This is a genomic window from Achromobacter sp. CF-sbj1-Ac2-l (assembly GCF_052698165.1).
Genome location: NZ_CP199855.1, coordinates 2,326,177 through 2,344,066 on the forward strand (window position 1 = coordinate 2,326,177; position 17,890 = coordinate 2,344,066).

The window sequence follows — 17,890 nt, forward strand, 5'->3', positions numbered from 1 at the left end:
GGCGCCGCCATCGCCCGCGGCAGGCTCGCGGCGCGGTCCCATTCGATACGGAGACAGATTCAATGAAGCAGCATGTGTTGTCGGCCGCCCTGTTGGCGGCCAGTTCGTGCCTGCCCGCGATGGCGGCGCAGGCCGTGGCGCAACCCGTGGCGACGGCCGCCGGACAGGCCGCCGAGGCCGTCGCGGCGCCGCCGCAGGGCGCCGATGGCAAGGTCACGATCCGGCGTGACGCCTATGGCATGCCGCACGTCTATGCGGACACGGTGTACGGCATCTTCTATGGCTACGGCTACGCGGTGGCACAGGACCGGCTGTTCCAGATGGAGATGGCGCGCCGCAGTACCCAGGGCCGGGTGGCCGAGGTGCTGGGCGCGTCGATGGTGGGGTTCGACAAGTCGATCCGCGCCAATTTCTCGCCCGAGCGCATCCAACGCCAATTGGCGGCGCTGCCGGCCTCGGACCGCCAGGTGCTGGACGGCTACGCGGCCGGCATGAACGCCTGGCTGGCGCGGGTGCGGGCCGAGCCCGGCACGTTGATGCCCAAGGAGTTCAACGACCTGGGCTTCGCGCCGGCCGACTGGACCGCCTACGACGTGGCGATGATCTTCATCGGCACCATGGCCAACCGCTTCTCGGACGCCAACAGCGAGATCGACAACCTGGCGCTGCTGACGGCGCTCAAGGACAGGCACGGCGACGCCGAGGCCATGCGCATCTTCAACCAACTGCGCTGGCTGACCGACAGCCGCGCGCCGACCACGGTGCCGCCCGAAGCGGGCAGCTACCAGCCGGCCGTGTTCCAGCCGGACGGCGCGGACAGGCTGGCCTACGCGCTGCCGCGCTACGACGGCACGCCGCCGATGCTCGAACGCGTGGTGCGCGATCCGGCCACGCGCGGCGTGGTCGATGGCGCGCCGGCGACATTGCGGGCACAACTGGCCGAGCAGTACGCGCAATCGGGCCAGCCGGGCATCGCCGGCTTTCCCACCACCAGCAACATGTGGATCGTGGGCCGCGACCATGCCAAGGACGCCCGTTCGATCCTGCTGAACGGCCCGCAGTTCGGCTGGTGGAATCCGGCCTACACCTACGGCATCGGCCTGCACGGCGCCGGCTTCGACGTGGTCGGCAACACGCCGTTCGCCTATCCCGGCATCCTGTTCGGCCACAACGCGCATGTGGCCTGGGGCTCGACCGCCGGTTTCGGCGATGACGTCGACATCTTCGCGGAAAAGCTCGATCCGGCCGACCGCACCCGTTATTTCCACGACGGGCAATGGAAGACGCTGGAAAAACGCACCGACCTGATCCTGGTGAAAGACGCGGCGCCGGTGACGCTGGACGTGTACCGCAGCGTGCACGGCCTGATCGTCAAGTTCGACGACGCGCAGCACGTGGCCTACGCCAAGGCGCGCGCCTGGGAAGGCTTCGAATTGCAGTCGCTGATGGCCTGGACCCGCAAGACGCAGTCGGCCAACTGGGAACAATGGAAGGCGCAGGCGGCGCGCCACGCGTTGACCATCAACTGGTACTACGCCGACGACCGCGGCAACATCGGCTACGCCCATACCGGCTTCTATCCCAGGCGCCGCCCGGGCCACGACCCGCGCCTGCCGGTGCCGGGCACGGGCGAGATGGACTGGCAGGGCCTGCTGCCGTTCTCGACCAATCCGCAGGTCTACAACCCGCGCCAGGGCTTCATCGCCAACTGGAACAACCAGCCGATGCGCGGCTACCCGTCCACCGACCTGTTCGCCATCGTCTGGGGCCAGGCCGACCGCTACGCCGAGATCGAGACGCGCCTGAAGGCCATGACTGCCAACGGCGGCAAGGTCAGCGCGCAGCAGATGTGGGACCTGATCCGCACCACCAGCTACGCCGACGTCAACCGCCGCCACTTCCTGCCGTTCCTGCAGCGCGCGGTGCAAGGGCTGCCGGCCGACGATCCGCGCGCGCGGCTGGTGGCGGGGCTGGCGGCGTGGGACGGCATGGCGACCAGCGAGCGCCAGCCGGGCTACTTCGACAACGCCGGTCCGGCGGTGATGGACGCCTGGCTGCGCGCCATGCTCAAGCGCACGCTGGCCGACGAGATGCCGGCCGACTTCTTCAAGTGGTACAGCGCCACCGGCTACCCGACGCCGCAGGCGCCGGCCACCGGTTCGCTCAACCTGACCGCCGGCGTCAAGGTGCTGTTCAACGCCCTGGCCGGCCCCGAGGCCGGGGTGCCGCAGCGCTATGACTTCTTCAACGGCGCGCGCGCCGACGACGTCATCCTGGCGGCGCTGGACGATGCGCTGGCGGCGTTGCGCCAGGCCTATGGGCAGGATCCGGCCGGATGGAGGATCCCGGCGCCGCCGATGGTGTTCGCGCCCAAGAACTTCCTGGGCGTGCCGCAGGCCGACGCCAAGGCGGTGCTGAGCTACCCGGCCACGCAGAACCGCGGCACCGAGAACAACATGACGGTGTTCGACGGCAAATCGGTGCGGGCGGTGGACGTGGTGGCGCCGGGGCAGAGCGGCTTCGTCGCCCCGGACGGCACCCCGTCGCCGCACACCCGCGACCAGTTCGACCTGTACAACACCTTCGGCAGCAAGCGGGTGTGGTTCACGGCGGACGAGGTGCGGCGCAACGCTACGTCGGAAGAGACGTTGCGCTACCGGCGGTAAGGTCGCGCGCGCCCTGGTGGCTGGCAAGGCGGGCGTAGGCGCCTTGCTTGCGCAGCAGTTGGTCATGGGTGCCGGCCTCGGCCAGGGTGCCGTTGTCCAGCACCAGGATCAGGTCGGCGTCGCGGATGGTGGCCAGGCGGTGCGCGATCACCAGCGTGGTCCGGTGCCGCATCAGCACGTCCAGCGCGCCGCGCACCTGCATCTCCGACAGGGTGTCCAGGTGCGAGGTGGCTTCGTCCAGGATCAGCACCGGCGCGTTCTTCAGGAAGGCACGCGCGATCGAGATGCGCTGGCGCTGGCCGCCCGACAACTGCATGCCGCGCTCGCCGACGCGCGTGGCCAGGCCTTCGGGCAGGCTGCGCACGAAATCGCCGAGCGCGGCCTGTTCCAGTGCCCGCGTCAGTTCCTCGGGGCTGGCGTCGGGGCGCGCCAGGCGGATGTTGCCTTCGAGCGTGTCGTTGAACAGGTAGGTGTCCTGCGTCACCAGCGCGACGCGTTCGCGCAGGCCGTCCAGCCGCAGTTGGCGCACGTCCACGCCGTCGAGCTTGACCGCGCCCTGGCGCGGATCCCAGAAGCGCAGCAGCAGGCTGGCCACGGTGCTCTTGCCCGCGCCCGAGGCGCCGACCACGGCCACGGTGGCGCCGGCCGGCACGGTGAAGCTCAGGTCGCGCAGCGTGTCCTGGCTTTTGCCGGGATAGGTGAAATACACGTGGTCGAACGCCAGCGACAGGCCGTGCGGCGCCGCCGGCGGCGGCAGCGGGCCGTCGGTGACCGGCTCGGGTTCGTTGTTGACCACGTGCAGGCGGCGGGTGGCGGCGATGGTGTCGGCCAGTTGGCGGCTGACCTGCGAGATCTCCGACACCGGCAGGAAGGTCGCCAGCGCGATCAGCACCAGCAGCGGCAGCATGCTTGCCGAGAGGGCGCCGGCCGACACCTGCAGCGCGCCGACCACGGCCACCGCCAACCCGCCCAGGCCCATGGCGGTCTCGAACCAGGCGGTCTGGCGCGACAGGTCGCGCAGGATGTCCAGGCGGCGCACGCGGTACTGGTCGGCGACCCTGAGGAATTCCTCGCGGCGGCGGCCGGTGGCCTGGAAGGCGGTCAGGTCGGCCAGGCCCTGGATGGTGTCGGTGGTGTGCGCGCTCATCTCGCCCAGGGCGTGGCGGGCGCGGTCGCCCAGCGCGTCGACCTTGCGGCGGCCGCGCACCGGCGACACCAGCGCATAGGCCAGGAACGGCAGCAGCGCCAGCGCCACCGGCCAACTGTAGAACGCCAGGAAGCCCAGCACCGACAGCGGCACCAGCACCGAGACGATGGCCGGGGCGATGGTGTGGGCGTAGAAGTACTCGACCATCTCCACGTCCTGCGTCGCCAGCGCCACCAGGTCGCCCGAGCGGCGTTGCAGCAGATAGGCGGGCGCCAGCCGCTCCAGCTTGTCGTAGAGCTTGACGCGCATGTCCGCCAGCAACTGGTAGGCCATGGCGTGCGCCAGCCACGATTCGAGCCAGTGGAACAGCGCGGCCAGCGGCGCGGCGATCAGCAGGCCGATGATCAGCGCCGACGTGTCGCGGCCGTCGCGGATGGCGGCCACCACCAGCGCGCTCAGCACGCCGACGCCGATGAAGGCGGCCACGCGCGCCACGCCCAGCAGGATGGTGGCGATCAGGGTGCCGCGCCACGGTTGCACCACCGACAGCAGCGTGGCCAGCGTGGCGCGCCAGCCGACCTGTTCGGCGTCGGCGTCCAGCGGGCGCAGCGCCGGGCCCTGGCCGCCGGATTCATCGTCAGTGGCGTGCGCGGCGGGCGTGGTGTCGCGCGCCGTGGCGACGAGCGGCGCGCTCGGCGCGCTCAAGGCCAGGGCCTGTTCGTGCATCAGGCGGTAGTACAGGCCATGCTGGCGCATCAGCGCATCATGCGGGCCTTGCTCGACCACGCGGCCCTGGTCCAGCACCAGGCAGCGGTCGGCGCCGATCACGCTGGCCAGGCGGTGCGCCAGGATCAGCGTGGTGCGGCCGGCCATGAGGCGGTCCAGCGCCTGCTGGATCAGCGCTTCGTTCTCGGTGTCGACCGACGACAGCGCCTCGTCCAGGATCAGGATGGGCGCGTCGCGCAGCAGCGCGCGGGCGATCGCCACGCGCTGGCGCTGGCCACCCGACAGTTGCAGGCCGCGTTCGCCGATGCGGGTGGCGTAGCCCTGCGGCAGCGCCATGATGAAGTCGTCGATATTGGCGGCGCGGGCGGCGGCGCGTACCTGTTCGTGGCTGGCGTCGGGCCGGCCCAGTCGCAGGTTCTCATCGATGGTGCCATGGAACAGCGTGATGTCCTGGCTGACCAGCGCCATCTGGCCCAGCAGCGTCTGCGTGTCGAGCTGGTTGACGTCGTGGCCGCCGACGCGGATGGCGCCGGCCTGCGGCACGCATTCGCGCAGCAGCAGGCGCACGATGGTGGACTTGCCGGCGCCGCTGGGGCCGACGATGCCGACGCGTTCGCCGGCGGCGACGCGGAACGACAGGCCCTGGTGCGCCGGGCGTTGCGGCGAATACGAGAACGCCACCGCGTCGAATTCGATGGTGGGATCGAGCCGCGCGGGGGCGGCGCCCGCCTGCACGGCGGGGGCGGCGGTCAGCGGCTGCGCGTCCATCAGCGCGTGGATGCTGGCGGCGGCCGACTGGCCCAGCATGCCCCGGTGCAGCACCGAGCGCAGGTCGCGCAGCGGGCGGAAGATCTCGGTGCCGGCCATCAGCACGATCAGCAGCGCTTCCACGCTCATGTCGCCAGCGGCCACGCGCCAGGCGCCGACTGTCAGCGCCAGCGCGGCGCCCAGCGCCACGCCCAGGTCGCTGATGCCGCGCGTCAGCAGGCTCACCGACAGCACCCAGAAGGTGTTGTCCGACAGGGCGCGGGCGCGCGCGGCCAGGCGCTGGCCAAAGGTCTTGCCCTGGCCGTACGACTTGAGCGTCGGCAGGCCCTGGACGGCGTCCAGGAATTCCTCGCCGAACTCGTTCAGCGAGCGCGTGCGCGCCAGGCTGGCGCGGCGGTCGAGCATGTGCACGGCCATCGGCCCGAACAGCGCGAACAGCGCCGCCACCAGGAACACCAGCGCGGTCGGCACGTCCCAGAAGGCGATGACGGCGAAGATGGCGAACGGCGCGGCCGCGGCGATGGCGACCTGCGGCAGGTACTGGCCGAAGAAGGTCTGCAGTTGCTCCACGCCGTCCACCACCGTCAGCATCACGCCGCCGGTGCGCTGGTTGGCGAACCAGGCCGGCCCCAATGCGACGATGCGATCGTAGAGCCGCGCGCGCAGCGTCTGCTGTACCTGGGCCGAGCAGCGGTTGGCCTGCACCGTGCGCAGGTGGTCGAGCAGGGCGCGCAGCAGCACCATGGCGCCGGCGCACAGGGCCGGCGCGAGCCAGTCCTGCCAGGGCGCGCCGTCGAACACCCTTGCCAGCAACTGGCCCAGGAACACATAGCGGGCGATGCCCGCCGCCAATGCCAGCAGGCCGAGGAAAATGCCGCCCGCCATGCCGGCGCGCAGCCCCGCGGTCAGTTGCCAAAGCCTCGAATCGAAATACATATCAATGCTCCCTCCAGAGCCTGCATGGTCACGCATCCGGCGCGCTGGCGATAGCGATAGTTATTCAATCATGGGTTGAGATAAACTCAACCCATGTCGACCCTGCCCACCCATATGCCGCCGCTGGCGGCGCTGCGCGCCTTCGAGGCCGTCGCCCGCCTGGGCAGCCTCAGCCGCGCCGCGGCCGAGCTCAATGTCACCAAGAGCGCCGTCAGCCACCAGTTGCGCGCGCTGGAGGCCGACCTGGGCGTGAGCCTGTTGCGCCGGGGCGGCACGGTGCGCCGCGCGGAAACCACCGAGGCCGGCGCCGCGTTGCTGGCTTCGGTACAACAGGCCTTGACCCTGCTGGAGACCGCCTGCCGCAATGCCCGGGCCAGCGCCCGCGGCAAACGGCGTTACAACCTGAACGTGTCGGCCAATCCGTCGCTGGCGGCGCTGTGGCTGGCGCCGCGTATCGGCCGCTTCATCGAATTGCACCCCGACATCGACATCCAGGTGTTCCTGCACGCCAGCCAGGACCCGGCCTGGAAGGCTCAGGACATCGACCTGGCGTTCCTGCACGTGCGCGCCCTGGGGCCGCACCTGGCCGCGCCCGGCGACATTCCGCTAATGACGGAAACCGTGGTGCCGGTGTGCAGCCCGGCGCTGGTCGCGCCTGACGAGCGCGACGATCCCGCCGTCTTCACGCGTCATCGCTGGCTCGAGGAAAAGCACATCGACAGCCCGGAGACCGACTGGCGCACCTGGCGCCCACGCCTGGGCCTGGCGGAAAGCGCCGGCCAGGATCCGCTGGTGCTGAGCGGCCTGAGCACGGTGGTGGCGGCGGCCGCGGCCGGCGTCGGGATCGCGCTGGGACGCGCGCCGCTGATCGACGAGGAACTGGCCAGCGGCCGGCTGGTGGCGCTGACGCCGGGCCTGCGCATGCCGGGCTCGTGGGGCTACGTGATGCGCATCCACGCCAATCGGCCGATGGACGCGTCGCTGCCGGCGCTGGTGGAATTCCTGGCAGAGGAAGGGCGCGGGGCCACGGTGGCGTGGCGTGACCCGGTCATCGCCGCGCGCTAGCGCGGCCGCGCCGACGCGCCGCAGCGGCGGAACCACAAGGCATCCGAGCGCGGCAGGCTGCTGCGGTCACGCCGGGAGCGGCGCCGTCAGGCTGGCGCGGTCGGCCGGTTGTCGGCGCGCCATTGCTCGCTTTGCGGCGTGCCGGGCACGGGCGGACGCATGTCCTGGATGGTCCACAGGCCGAACGGCGTTTCATCGATATGGATTTCCCAGCGCAGCCCGCGGTCCGCGACATACGGGGCCAGCAGCCGGCCGACCGCAGCCAGGAACCGGCGCCGGGTCTCGTCCTCGTGGATCTGGCGGGCGATATGGTCGACCGAGATGCGCACGAAGTCGTCGGCGCGTTCGCCGCCGATGAAGAACGAGGACCTGGGCACGGGATGGAATACCAGCCCGACGTAGAACTTCGGCAGGTCGGTGTAGAGCGCAGTGATGCGCTCGGCGATGGCCTGCTTGTCTTCGTCGGAGAAGGCGTCCTGCGGGTGATAGATGTTCCAGAGCGGCATGGCGGGGGTTCCTTTCGGGGAAGGGGCAAAGGCCGTCCGGCAAGGGCGGCAGGGGAAAAGGGCTGTGTCGAGCAGTAGGTATAATTATTGACTTCAATTATTGAAGTTGTAAAGCAAAGGCCGCGGCAGGGACGCTTGAGCGTTGTCCGCGCGGCTGCGATACTGCGATGGCCGCGCTCCGGCGGCACGGCAAAGGGAATCCATGCGCTCCAAGAGTTTTGAAGGAATGGTCTGCTCCATCGCCACGGTGCTCGATGCCGTCGGCGACCGCTGGGCCATGCTGATCCTGCGCGATCTGGTGCTCGGCCTGCGGCGCTACGACGACCTGCGCCGTTCGACCGGCATCGCCAACGCGACGCTGGCCGACCGGCTCAGGCAGTTGGAACAGAACGGGCTGATCGAGCGCCGCCTGTACCAGAGCGGTCCCGACCGCCATGAATACCTGCCCACCGCCAAGGGCCGCGACATCGCGCTGGTGCTGCAGGCGCTGGCCCAGGTCGGCGACCAATGGCGGCCTGACGGCGGATCGCCGCTGCGCTTCATGAACGCGCAGACCGGCCGCCGCGTCGAACTGGGGCTGGTCGAGGAAGGCTCCGGCGCGCGCGTGCGCCACCAGGACCTGCGGGTGGAAGCCGGCCCCGGCGCGGACGACCTGATGCGCTGGCGGCTGTCGCAGAAGACGGAGCGCGCATGAAGCCGCGCTTTTATTCAATATTTGTCGCGCTGATGTAGAGGCCGCCGGCCGCCGCCGGCGTCACACTGCCGCCATTCTTCCCTGGGGAGCGTGGGCATGAAGCGTTATGACGTGATTGTGATCGGCGCGGGCGTGGTCGGCAGTTCGGTCGCCTTCCACCTGGCGGCCCTGGGCGCGAACAGCGTGTTGGTGCTGGACCGCGCCACCGTCGGCGCCGGCACCACGGCGCAGTCATCGGGCATCCTGCGCACCCATTATTCGGTGCGCGAAAACGTCGAGCTGGCGCGGCGCTCGTGGGGCGCCTTCACCGATTTCGCCGCCTATGTCGGCGACGAAGACGCGGCCAGCGGCCTGGTGCGCTGCGGCTACCTGATCGCGGCGGCCGACGACGACAAGCGCGCGCCGCTGGCCGAGGCGCTGGCGCAGCAGCAGGCGCAGGGCATTCCGGTGCAGCGGCTGGACGCGACGCAGGCGCGCGATCTGCTTCCGATCGCCGATTTCCGCGACGCCGCGTTGATCGGCTTCGAGCCCGACGCCGGCTTCGCCGACGCCTATCTGGTCGCCACCAGCTTTGCCCGGGCGGCGCGCCGGCGCGGCGTCACGATCCGCGAGAACGTCGCCGTGCATGGCCTGTCGTGGCAAGGCGGGCGCGTGACCGGCGTGGCCACATCCGAGGGCGACTACGCCTGCGGCGTGGTCGTCAGCACCCAGAACATCTGGAGCGCCGAACTGGCGGCGTGGACCGGCCTGGCGCTGCCGCTGGCGCCCGAGCGCCACGCGGTGCTGGCGCTGGAATGCGCGGCGGCGCCCTATGCCTATTCCATGCCGGTCTACAAGGACCTGGCTTCGCCCGGCATGCTGTACTGCCGCAGCTATGGCGGCAGCCAGATGCTGGTCAGCGAGGGCACGGCCGGTGAAACGCTGGCGTCCGGCCAGACCGAGCAGGGCGACATCCCGCTGGATTACGTGGCGGCGGTTGGCGAGCAGGTGGCGGCGCGCTTTCCGGCGTATGCCGAGGCCGGCCTGGCATCGTCCTGGACCGGCGTGTACGACGTGACGCCGGACTGGAATCCGGTGCTGGGCCGCATCGACGGCGTGGAGGGGCTGGTGGCGGGATTCGGGTTTTCCGGCCACGGCTTCAAGCTGTCGCCCGCGGTCGGCCGGGTGCTGGCGCAGGAAGCCCTGGGACTGGCGACGGATGTGCCGCTAGCGCCCTACGCGCTGGCACGGTTCGCGCGCGGGGCGTTGCTGACCGGCAGGTACGGCCGGGGCGCGGTGTCGTGAGCGGCGTGGCGGTCCGGACAGGTCAGCGCCGCAGGCTGCGCCACAGCGAGGCCGGCGGCAGGCCGAGCGCCGGCGCGATGTCGTGCTGCATCAGGCGCTCGACCGCCACCAGGATCACGTTGCGGGCCTCTGCCGGCAGCTTGCCTGCCTCTTGCGGCCGCGCCGCCAGATAGAAGGCGCGCGCCAGGTCGGGGTCGTCGGCGCGGGCCTTGTCCAGCCAGGGCGCCAGCGGCAGCACCCGTAGCTGGTCGATGAAATGGCGTGATTGCCAGATGCACAGCGGCGTGCTGATGGCAAAGCCCAGGCCGGCGGTGACCAGGCTGAGCAGGGGATCGGTATTGTCGAATTCGAACGTGCGTTCAATGACGATGCCGCGCGCTTCCAGCAGGCGGTCGATGGCCGCGCCGATGTGCGAGCGCGCGCTGTAGCGGATGAACTGGCTGCGGCGTCCCAGTTGCGCCAGCGACGGCGCGCCCTCCCACGGCAGGGCGCGCGGCAGCACCAGCAGATAGGGCTCGCTGAACAGCCCGAGCTTGCGGATGGCGGTTGGCTCGGCGGCGGCGCTGGTGCTGATGACCAGGTCCAGCAGGCGTTCTTCCAGTTGCTTGTCCAGTACCGGTGTGATGCCCGACCAGAGCCGGATCTGGCGCGACGTGCCGGACAGCCCGTGGATCAGGGTGGGGCCGAGCGTGCCCGCGAACGAGTCGACGCAGCCGACGCGCACGATGTTGCGGCGCGCGCGGCTCAGGTTGCGCACGCTTTCAGTCATGTCGCCGGCCTGCGCCAGCAGTCGCGACGCGTGGTCGAACAGCAGGTCGCCCGCCGGCGTGGGGCGGGCCGGGCGCGTGCTGCGGTCGAGCAGGTCGGTGGACAGCGCGGCCTCAAGCTGCTTGATGCGCTGCGATACCGCGGCCTGCGACAGGCCCAGCAACTGCGCCGCGCCCGATACCGACGCCGCCTGCACCACCGCCACCCAGGTCAGCAGCAGGCTCCACTCCGGGTAGGGGTCGGCGTCGCGGTACGGCAGGCGCTGCATCGGCGCGGTCCGGTGGCGGGTCAGCGCTTGCGCGCCAGCGTCTGCGCCAGCGCGGCGCGCACCATGCCTTCCACGACCGGGATGACCTTGGCGGCGGCGTTGGCCCGGTAGCCATAGGGGTAGGACTCGTCCATGTAGGTCGACTGGCACATTTCCAGTTGCACCGCGTGGATGTCCTCGGCCGGCGAGCCGTAGTGGCGAGTGATGTAGCCGCCCTTGAAACGGCCGTTGACGGCCGAGGTGTAGCCGCAGTCCGGCAGGCGCTCGGCGATGGCCTCGAGAATGTCGGGGGCGCAACTGGCGCCGTCCGCGGTGCCGAGGTTCAGGTCGGGCAGCTTGCCCTCGAACAGGCGCGGCAGCACGCTGGCGATGGAATGGGCTTCCCACAGCAGCACCGTGCCGTGTTCGGCGCGGATACGGTCGAGCTCTTCGCGCAGCTTGGCGTGATAGGGCTGCCAGTAGGTCTGCAGGCGGTGCGAGCGCTCGTCGTCGGTCAGGCTGGCGTCGTTCAGGTACAGCGGCTCGCCGCGGAAGGTATGGGTCGGGCACAGGCCGGTCTTGGTCTGGCCGGGGTACAGGCTTTCGTCGTCGGGCGAGCGATTCAGGTCGATCACGTACCGCGAATAGCGGGCGCCGAGCACGGACGCGCCCAGCGCGTCGGCGAACTGGTACAGCGTGTCCAGATGCCAGTCGGTGTCGCCGGACTGTTGGCCGGCGGCGGTCATGCGGGCGCGCTGGGCGTCGGGAAGCTGGCTGCCCAGGTGGGGAATGGAGATCAGCAGCGGGGCGGTGCCGCGGCTGAAGTGGTAGATGTCGCTCAAGAAAAACTCCGGGTGGCAAGGGCAAGGCACCGCGGGCTGGGCCGCGGATGGCGGGCGCCCTTGCGCCGGAGCGCTGTCCCGCGGAGACCGGACAGCACTCTAGACAGGACCACCCGCCAGAGGTTTTGCATCAGTTTAGTGGATATAGATGATCGGTATCGCTGATGCAAATGAGGGCGGCGCCGTGCGCATCCGGACGTTTGTTCCCGAAGCCCAATTGCCATGCCGGCACGCGCGGCGCTCACGCCGGCCAGGGCGCGCCGTGTTGCCAGCGCGCCACGATGCCGTCGATCAGCAACCGCACCTTGGGCGCCAGGTGGCGCCGGTGCGGATACACGGCGCAGACGGGCGCGCCCGGTGGCGCGTGGGACTCCAGCACGGCCACCAGGCGGCCTTGCCGCAGGTCGTCGCCCACCAGGAAGGCGCCAAGCTGGACGATGCCCGCGCCTGCCAATGCGGCATCGCGCAATGCCTCGGTGTTGCCCAGCCGCAGGCGGCCGGCGACTGCGACAGCGCGTTCCTGGCCAGAGCCGGCGTAGCGCCACGGGACTGGCGCGCCCATGTGGGTGAAGGCCAGGGTCTGGTGGCGCGCCAGGTCGTCGGGCGAGGCCGGCGCGCCGTGGCGCGCCAGGTAGTCCGGGGCGGCGCAGGTGATGAGCCGGTGCGGCGCCAGCACGCGACGCACCAGCCGGCTGTCGACCTCGCCGCCGATGCGGATGGCGACGTCGATGCCGTCGCGCACCAGGTCGGTGTAGTCGTCGGTAAAGCTGATGTCGGCCTCGACCTCAGGCCATTGCCGCAAGTAGTCGGCCACCAGCGGCAGGATGTGCAACCGGCCCAGGGCCACCGGCAGGTCGATGCGCAAGCGGCCGCGCGGCGTTTCCTGGCGGCTGGCCATGGCGCCGGTGGCGTTGTCGACCTCGGCCACGATGCGCTGCGCGTGTTCGTAGAACAGCCGGCCTTCGTCGCTGAGGCTGACGCTGCGGGTACTGCGATGCAGCAGTCGTGCGCCCAGGCCCTGTTCGAGCCGCGCGATGCATTTGCCGATGGCCGAGCGCGACAGCCCCAGGCGTTCCGAGGCCAGCGTGAAGCTCTGCGCGTCGGCGACGCGGATGAAGGCGATCACATCGCCGAGGTGGTCGATGCCGGTGTGAGGGGCGGATGGCGTCATGGAACGGCTCCAGGGCGGGGCGGCGATGTTGCGGCGTATTGGCGACGATTTGTCCCTTTTGTTTCTTTGAAAGCCTACTTTATCAGCAAAATGGAAACAGTAGACTGGCCGGGCCAGGGCCGTCGGACGGCCTGGCGCGAGCGCCCGCCCGGCGTTCTTTTCCTGTTCCTGTTTGGCGAGAGGCTTTCCATGACCCGCGGTATTTCCCTGAACCCGGCCGCCGCGCGCGGCGAATCGTCCCGCGGCGCCTGGGCAGGCGTGCTGGCGGCCGGCATCGCGACGTTCTGTGTCGTCACCACGGAGATGCTGCCGGTGGGGCTGCTGGTGCCGATCGCCGCCAGCCTGGACGTGTCGGTGGGCCGCGTGGGCTGGCTGATGGTGGCGCCCGGCCTGCTGGCCGCGCTGTGCGCGCCGCTGGTGGTGGTCGGCGCGCGCGGCATCGACCGGCGCCGGATCCTGTGCGGCCTGCTGCTGTTGCTGGCCCTTGCCAACCTGGGCAGCGCGCTGGCGCCGGGCCTGGCAGGGTTCCTGGCCGCGCGCGTCCTGGTCGGCCTCTGCATTGGCGGCATCTGGGCGGTGGCCGGCGGCCTGGCGGGCCGGCTGGTTCCCGCCGGGTCCGTCGGCATGGCCACCGCGGTCATCTTCGGTGGCGTGGCGGTGGCGTCGGTGCTGGGCGTGCCGCTGGGCGCGTTGATCGGCAATCTGGCGGGCTGGCGCAGCGCCTTCGGCGCGATGGCGGCGCTGAGCGCGGCGGCGCTGCTGTTCGCCGCGCTGGCGTTGCCGCCGCTGCCGGTGGCGCAGTCGGTCACGGCGCGCCAATTGGTGGATCAACTGCGCAATCCAGGCCTGCGGCGCGGGCTGTTCATCACCCTGTTCCTGGTGGCGGGACATTTCATGGCCTACACCTTCGTGCGTCCCGTGCTGCAGACGATGGCGGGGTTCGCGGCGGACTGGATCGGCCCGCTGCTGTTCGCCTACGGCGTGGCCGGCATCGCCGGCAACTTCGTGGCGGGCGGCGCGGCGGCGCGGCATCCGCGCGCGACGCTGCTGGCGATCACGCTAGGCCTGCTGGCGACCCTGGCGCTGCTGCCCTGGCTGGGCGACCTGCGCGGCGCCGCCGCGGCCTTGCTGCTGCTGTGGGGGCTGTCGTACGGCGGCGTCTCGGTCGCCTTGCAGACCTGGGTGATGCAGGCCGCGCGCGGCGCGGTCGAAGCGGCGACGTCGCTGTTCGTCGGCGTGTTCAACCTGGCCATCGCGCTGGGCGCGCTGGCGGGCGGGGTCAGCGTCGATCACTGGGGTTTGCCCGCCACGCTGCTGGCGGCCGCCGCCTGCATGCTGGCGGCGTTGGCGGCGGTGGCCCGACGCTACCGCCGGTGACCGGGACGGAAGCCGTGATCGCGCGCGCGCCATGCGGCCAGCAGCGCGATCGCGGCCAGCGCGGCGACGGTCCAGGCGAAGGAGCCGGCGCCGGCCGTGTCCAGCAGGGCGCCGCCGAGCATGCCGCCGCAGGCGATGCCGAGGTTGAAGATCGTGACCAGCATCGACTGCGCCACGTCGGAATGCTCGCCGGCGGCATCGGCGAGGGCGGTCTGCAACAGCGTCGGCGCGCCGCCGAAACTCAAGCCCCACAACGCCACGCCGGTCAACAGCACCGCCGGGTTGCCGCCGGCCAGGCCCAGCGCGCAGGCGGTCAGCGCGAACAGCGCCAGCGAAAGCAGCGTCAGCAGGCGCAGGCGCCGGTCCACCAGCATGCCGGTCAGCCACAGGCCGGCGACCGCGCTGGCGCCGAACACCAGCAGCGCCAGGTCGACCGAGGCCGGTTTGCCCAGGTGGATCAGGTACGGCGCGATGTAGGTATAGAGCACGTTGTGCGCCAGGATCCAGGTGAACAGCACGAACAGGATCGGGCGGATGCCCGGCAGCAGGAAGGTGCGCGCGATCGGTTGGCGCTGGCGCGTGGCCTGGCCGGCGAAGTCGGGCACGGCCGCGCGCACCCAGAGCAGCAGCGTCAGCGACACGGCGGCCATCAGCCAGAACACGCCGCGCCAGTCCATCAGGCCGCCGAGCCAGGCGCCGGCGGGCACGCCGATGCACAGGGCCAGCGGCTGCCCCGTGCCCACCACCGCCAGGGCGCGGCCCTGTTGGCGCGAGGCCACCATGCGGCGCGCATAGCCGGCCAACAGGCCCCACAGCAGCCCGGCCGCCATGCCGCCGGCAAAGCGCGCCGCCAACGTCAGCGCGTAATGGGTCGACAGCGCCGTGACCACGTTGAACGCGGACAGGCCGGCAATCGCCAGCAACAGCAACGGTCGGCGGTTCCAGCCGCGGGTGGCGGCGATGATGGGGATCGCCGCCAGCACCGAGCCGGCCGCGAACAGGGTGACCAATTGCCCGGCCAGCGCCTCGGAGACGCCCAGGCCCTGGCCGATCTGCGGCAGCAGGCCGGCGGGCACGGTCTCGGTCATGATGGTGATGAAACCCGCCAGCGCCAGGGCCAGCAGCTTGCCCAGCGGCAAACCGTCGGCGTCCTCCTGGGGGCAGGCGCCGGCGGGCAGGGGTGGGGTGAAACTCATTCGGAAACTCCGGTTGCGGTTGAAATGGAACGATCGTTCCAGAAAAGACCAAAAAAAACCGGCGGCACGGAAATGCCGCGGTATGCCTAGAGCGCGCCCAGCGCCACCGAGACCACGTCGCCCAGCCATTGGCGGCGTTCGCGCGCATTGCTGCCCTTGGCCACCACGCGCAGGCCCTGGATGGTGGTGACGATGAAGCGGGCCAGCGCGCGCGGCGACTTGCCGCTGTCGATCTCGCCGTTGGCCTGGCCTTCGGCCAGGATCTTCTCCAGCGCCTTTTCCAGGCGCTGGAAGTTACGCCGCACCAGTTCGGCCACCACGTCATCCTGACCCGCCATTTCCAGCGAGGCGTTGGCCACCAGGCAGCCGCGCCGGCTGGCCTCGCGCAGTTCGTCGTCGGCGATGAAGTCGAGCAGCCGGCCGATGCGCTCGCGCGCATTGCCGGGGCGGGCGAGCAGGTCGAGGTTGGCGGCCGTCAGTTCGTGATAGCGCCGCAGCGCGGCTTCGTACAGGCCCTGCTTGCTGCCGAAGGCGTTGTAGAGACTGCCGCGTCCCAGCCCGGTGCCGTCCACCAGGTCCTGCACGGAGGTCGCGGCGTAGCCGCGCCGCCAGAACACCTGCATGGCGGCGTCGGCGACGTCGTCGGGGTCGAAATCCTTGGTACGCATGGCGTTGTTTTTGGAATGATCGTTCAAATAACGATACGGTCCGCAGCGGTGCTGCGTCAAGCAAGACCGTTCGCGCCGAAGGGGCTTTGCGCATTGGGCCGGGCTTGGCGGCTTTCCTTGAACTTCCGCTTTATCCATGCCAGTCATAACCGTTAGCCGCGTCGCGGGCTCGCCGGCCGGGGGCCACGCCAGACAGCCGGCTATGACCCGTTCAGCCCTGGCTTGCCGTCAATCGCGCGGTCAACGCCGCCATGTCATCCAGCATCCAGAACACGCGGCCGCGGTTGGTCTCGTAGGCGAAATCGCGCAGCGACTTGCTGTCCGCCAGATAGGCCGAGATATCGCCCACCACCGCGCAATGCAGGCGGTAGTTGACGAACTTCTGGATCAGCTCGCCGGCGATGCGCGTTTCCAGGCGGAAGAAATCGGGATGCACGCGCGCGGCGGGCAGCGCCAGCCATTCGGCCTCGTGTTCCCAGGCGGCGCTGATCAGGTCGTTGGTGTCCTGGCCGGTGGCCAGGGCGGGGCCGGTCGCGTCGAATTGCAGGACGCGCTTGCCGCCGATATCGACGAGCGTGGAAGAATTGATCATGGCGTGGATGGCAGTATCGGCATGTGTTGTCTTGGGGCGAACATGATATCCCTGGTGCCCACGAAGACCGCCAGCCACGGTCGCCCGGGCCGAACCGCGGCCACGGTCGGGGCCTCGGCCCGCAGGCGCGGTTCAGCCCGGTATCGGCCGATCGCTGCTGCCGCGCACCACCAGCGACGGCGCCAGCCGCACGCTGCGCGGGGCGCCGCCGTCGATCTTCTGCAGCAGCAGTTCCAGCCCCAGCCGCCCCATCTCGTGCATGGGTGAATGGATGGTGGTCAGGCCGATGGGCAGGGCGCCCGCCAGCGGCGTGTCGTTGTAGCCCACCACGGCCACGTCGCGGCCGGCCTCCAGGCCGTGCTCGCGCGCCGCGCCCATCACCCCCACCGCCAGGAAATCGTTGACCGCGAAGATGGCGGTGGGGCGGTCGGGACCGGCCAGCAGGCGGGCGCCGACCAGGCGGCCGGCGTCGGTATCGAACGGGCTTTCGATGCGCCATTGGGCGGGCACCTGAACCCCGTGCCGCGCGCAGGCCGCGAAAAAGCCCGCCGAGCGGTCGCGGCCCGTGCTGGTGAAGGGTTCGCCCACCATCACCGCGATGCGCCGATGGCCCATCGCCAACAGATGCTCCGCCGCCAGCCGTCCGCCTTCGAGATCATCGCAGGTCACGGCGCAATGGTCATCGGCGTGGCGGCTGACCAGCACGAACGGCACGTCGCGTTGCGCCAGGTCGGCCAGCAGCGGATTGGGCGCCGCGCCCTCGTGGCTGTGGGCGTCGCCCAGGATCAGGCCGTCCACGCGCCGCGCCAGCGCCATGTCGATCAGCTTGCGCTGCTTGTCGGGCGCGTCCTGGGTGTTGGAAACGAAGGTCAGGTAGCCGTGTTCGGCGGCGGCTTCGTCGATGCCTTCGTAGATGGTGGCCAGCACCATGTCCGACAGTCTCGGCACCAGCACGCCGATGGTGCGGCTGCGGCGCGTCTTGAGGCTGGCCGCGTGCGGATTGGTCTGATATTGCAACTCGGCGGCGAGCGCCCGGACCCGTTTGACCGTGTCGGGCGCGGCGGCCGCGCGCGCGTCATCCTCGGAACCGTTGAGGACGCGGGAGACGGTCGACACGTTCAGACCGAGCTGCCGCGCCAGGCTTTGCAGCGTGACAGGGCGGGATTTGTTCATGGGGCTGGAGGATACACGCACGAATACCGTCTCAGGGTCTTTGGCGGCAACCTAGGGTTTACAC

14 protein-coding genes are annotated in these 17,890 nt (G+C 70.6%); 5 read left to right on the top strand and 9 right to left on the bottom strand.

Features of this window, described 5'->3' with window-relative positions; all coding sequences use genetic code 11:
- Positions 1 to 62 precede the first annotated feature (62 nt).
- The gene (locus ACUDCK_RS10670) at positions 63 to 2,666 is read left to right on the top strand and encodes a penicillin G acylase (RefSeq protein ID WP_175168123.1); all 2,604 of its coding nucleotides are present in this window, start codon (positions 63 to 65) and stop codon (positions 2,664 to 2,666) included.
- On the opposite strand, the gene cydC is transcribed toward ACUDCK_RS10670, so the two are convergent.
- On the bottom strand, positions 2,632 to 6,243 hold the full coding sequence (gene cydC / locus ACUDCK_RS10675) for a thiol reductant ABC exporter subunit CydC (RefSeq protein ID WP_175168124.1): 3,612 nt from the start codon (positions 6,241 to 6,243) through the stop codon (positions 2,632 to 2,634). The two genes, ACUDCK_RS10670 and cydC, sit on opposite strands and share 35 nt — an antisense overlap.
- 93 nt (positions 6,244 to 6,336) lie before the next feature.
- On the opposite strand from cydC, the gene ACUDCK_RS10680 reads away from it, so the two are divergent.
- The gene (locus tag ACUDCK_RS10680; RefSeq protein ID WP_064523640.1) at positions 6,337 to 7,308 is read left to right on the top strand and encodes a LysR substrate-binding domain-containing protein; all 972 of its coding nucleotides are present in this window, start codon (positions 6,337 to 6,339) and stop codon (positions 7,306 to 7,308) included.
- A gap of 86 nt (positions 7,309 to 7,394) precedes the next feature.
- Here ACUDCK_RS10680 and ACUDCK_RS10685 read toward each other — a convergent pair whose 3' ends face one another.
- A complete protein-coding gene (locus ACUDCK_RS10685; RefSeq protein ID WP_116793335.1) occupies positions 7,395 to 7,814 on the bottom strand; it encodes a tautomerase family protein in 420 nt (139 codons plus the stop codon).
- Between the two features lie 226 nt (positions 7,815 to 8,040).
- Here ACUDCK_RS10685 and ACUDCK_RS10690 point away from each other — a divergent pair, with 226 nt between their 5' ends.
- Entirely contained in the window at positions 8,041 to 8,508 is a 468-nt protein-coding gene (locus ACUDCK_RS10690; RefSeq protein ID WP_231132876.1) for a winged helix-turn-helix transcriptional regulator, read from the top strand.
- Positions 8,509 to 8,604: 96 nt separating this feature from the next.
- A complete protein-coding gene (locus ACUDCK_RS10695) occupies positions 8,605 to 9,792 on the top strand; it encodes an NAD(P)/FAD-dependent oxidoreductase (protein WP_175168125.1) in 1,188 nt (395 codons plus the stop codon).
- A 22-nt stretch (positions 9,793 to 9,814) separates the two neighbouring features.
- Here the strand turns inward: ACUDCK_RS10695 and ACUDCK_RS10700 are convergent, their stop codons facing one another.
- The 3 genes from ACUDCK_RS10700 to ACUDCK_RS10710 form a co-directional block, all read right to left on the bottom strand.
- Positions 9,815 to 10,828, bottom strand: coding sequence for a LysR family transcriptional regulator (locus ACUDCK_RS10700; RefSeq protein ID WP_054504083.1), 1,014 nt, complete (start codon positions 10,826 to 10,828; stop codon positions 9,815 to 9,817).
- A 20-nt stretch (positions 10,829 to 10,848) separates the two neighbouring features.
- Positions 10,849 to 11,649: an N-formylglutamate deformylase gene (gene hutG / locus ACUDCK_RS10705; protein WP_054504084.1), complete on the bottom strand. Its 801-nt coding sequence runs from the start codon at positions 11,647 to 11,649 to the stop codon at positions 10,849 to 10,851.
- Positions 11,650 to 11,890: 241 nt separating this feature from the next.
- A complete protein-coding gene (locus tag ACUDCK_RS10710) occupies positions 11,891 to 12,820 on the bottom strand; it encodes a LysR family transcriptional regulator (RefSeq protein WP_175168126.1) in 930 nt (309 codons plus the stop codon).
- 189 nt (positions 12,821 to 13,009) lie between these two features.
- Between ACUDCK_RS10710 and ACUDCK_RS10715 the strand changes: the two genes are divergently transcribed.
- The gene (locus tag ACUDCK_RS10715) at positions 13,010 to 14,197 is read left to right on the top strand and encodes an MFS transporter (RefSeq protein WP_175168127.1); all 1,188 of its coding nucleotides are present in this window, start codon (positions 13,010 to 13,012) and stop codon (positions 14,195 to 14,197) included.
- Here the strand turns inward: ACUDCK_RS10715 and ACUDCK_RS10720 are convergent.
- The 4 genes from ACUDCK_RS10720 to ACUDCK_RS10735 all read right to left on the bottom strand — a co-directional run bounded on the left by ACUDCK_RS10720 (position 14,185) and on the right by ACUDCK_RS10735 (position 17,826).
- Positions 14,185 to 15,393: an MFS transporter gene (locus tag ACUDCK_RS10720; RefSeq protein WP_175168128.1), complete on the bottom strand. Its 1,209-nt coding sequence runs from the start codon at positions 15,391 to 15,393 to the stop codon at positions 14,185 to 14,187. The genes ACUDCK_RS10715 and ACUDCK_RS10720 overlap by 13 nt on opposite strands.
- An 86-nt stretch (positions 15,394 to 15,479) precedes the next feature.
- Entirely contained in the window at positions 15,480 to 16,061 is a 582-nt protein-coding gene (locus ACUDCK_RS10725; RefSeq protein WP_116793374.1) for a TetR/AcrR family transcriptional regulator, read from the bottom strand.
- A 211-nt stretch (positions 16,062 to 16,272) separates the two neighbouring features.
- Entirely contained in the window at positions 16,273 to 16,653 is a 381-nt protein-coding gene (locus ACUDCK_RS10730) for a DUF4180 domain-containing protein (RefSeq protein WP_054416029.1), read from the bottom strand.
- 132 nt (positions 16,654 to 16,785) lie between these two features.
- The gene (locus ACUDCK_RS10735) at positions 16,786 to 17,826 is read right to left on the bottom strand and encodes a LacI family DNA-binding transcriptional regulator (RefSeq protein ID WP_144655100.1); all 1,041 of its coding nucleotides are present in this window, start codon (positions 17,824 to 17,826) and stop codon (positions 16,786 to 16,788) included.
- Between the last annotated feature and the right edge of the window lie 64 nt (positions 17,827 to 17,890).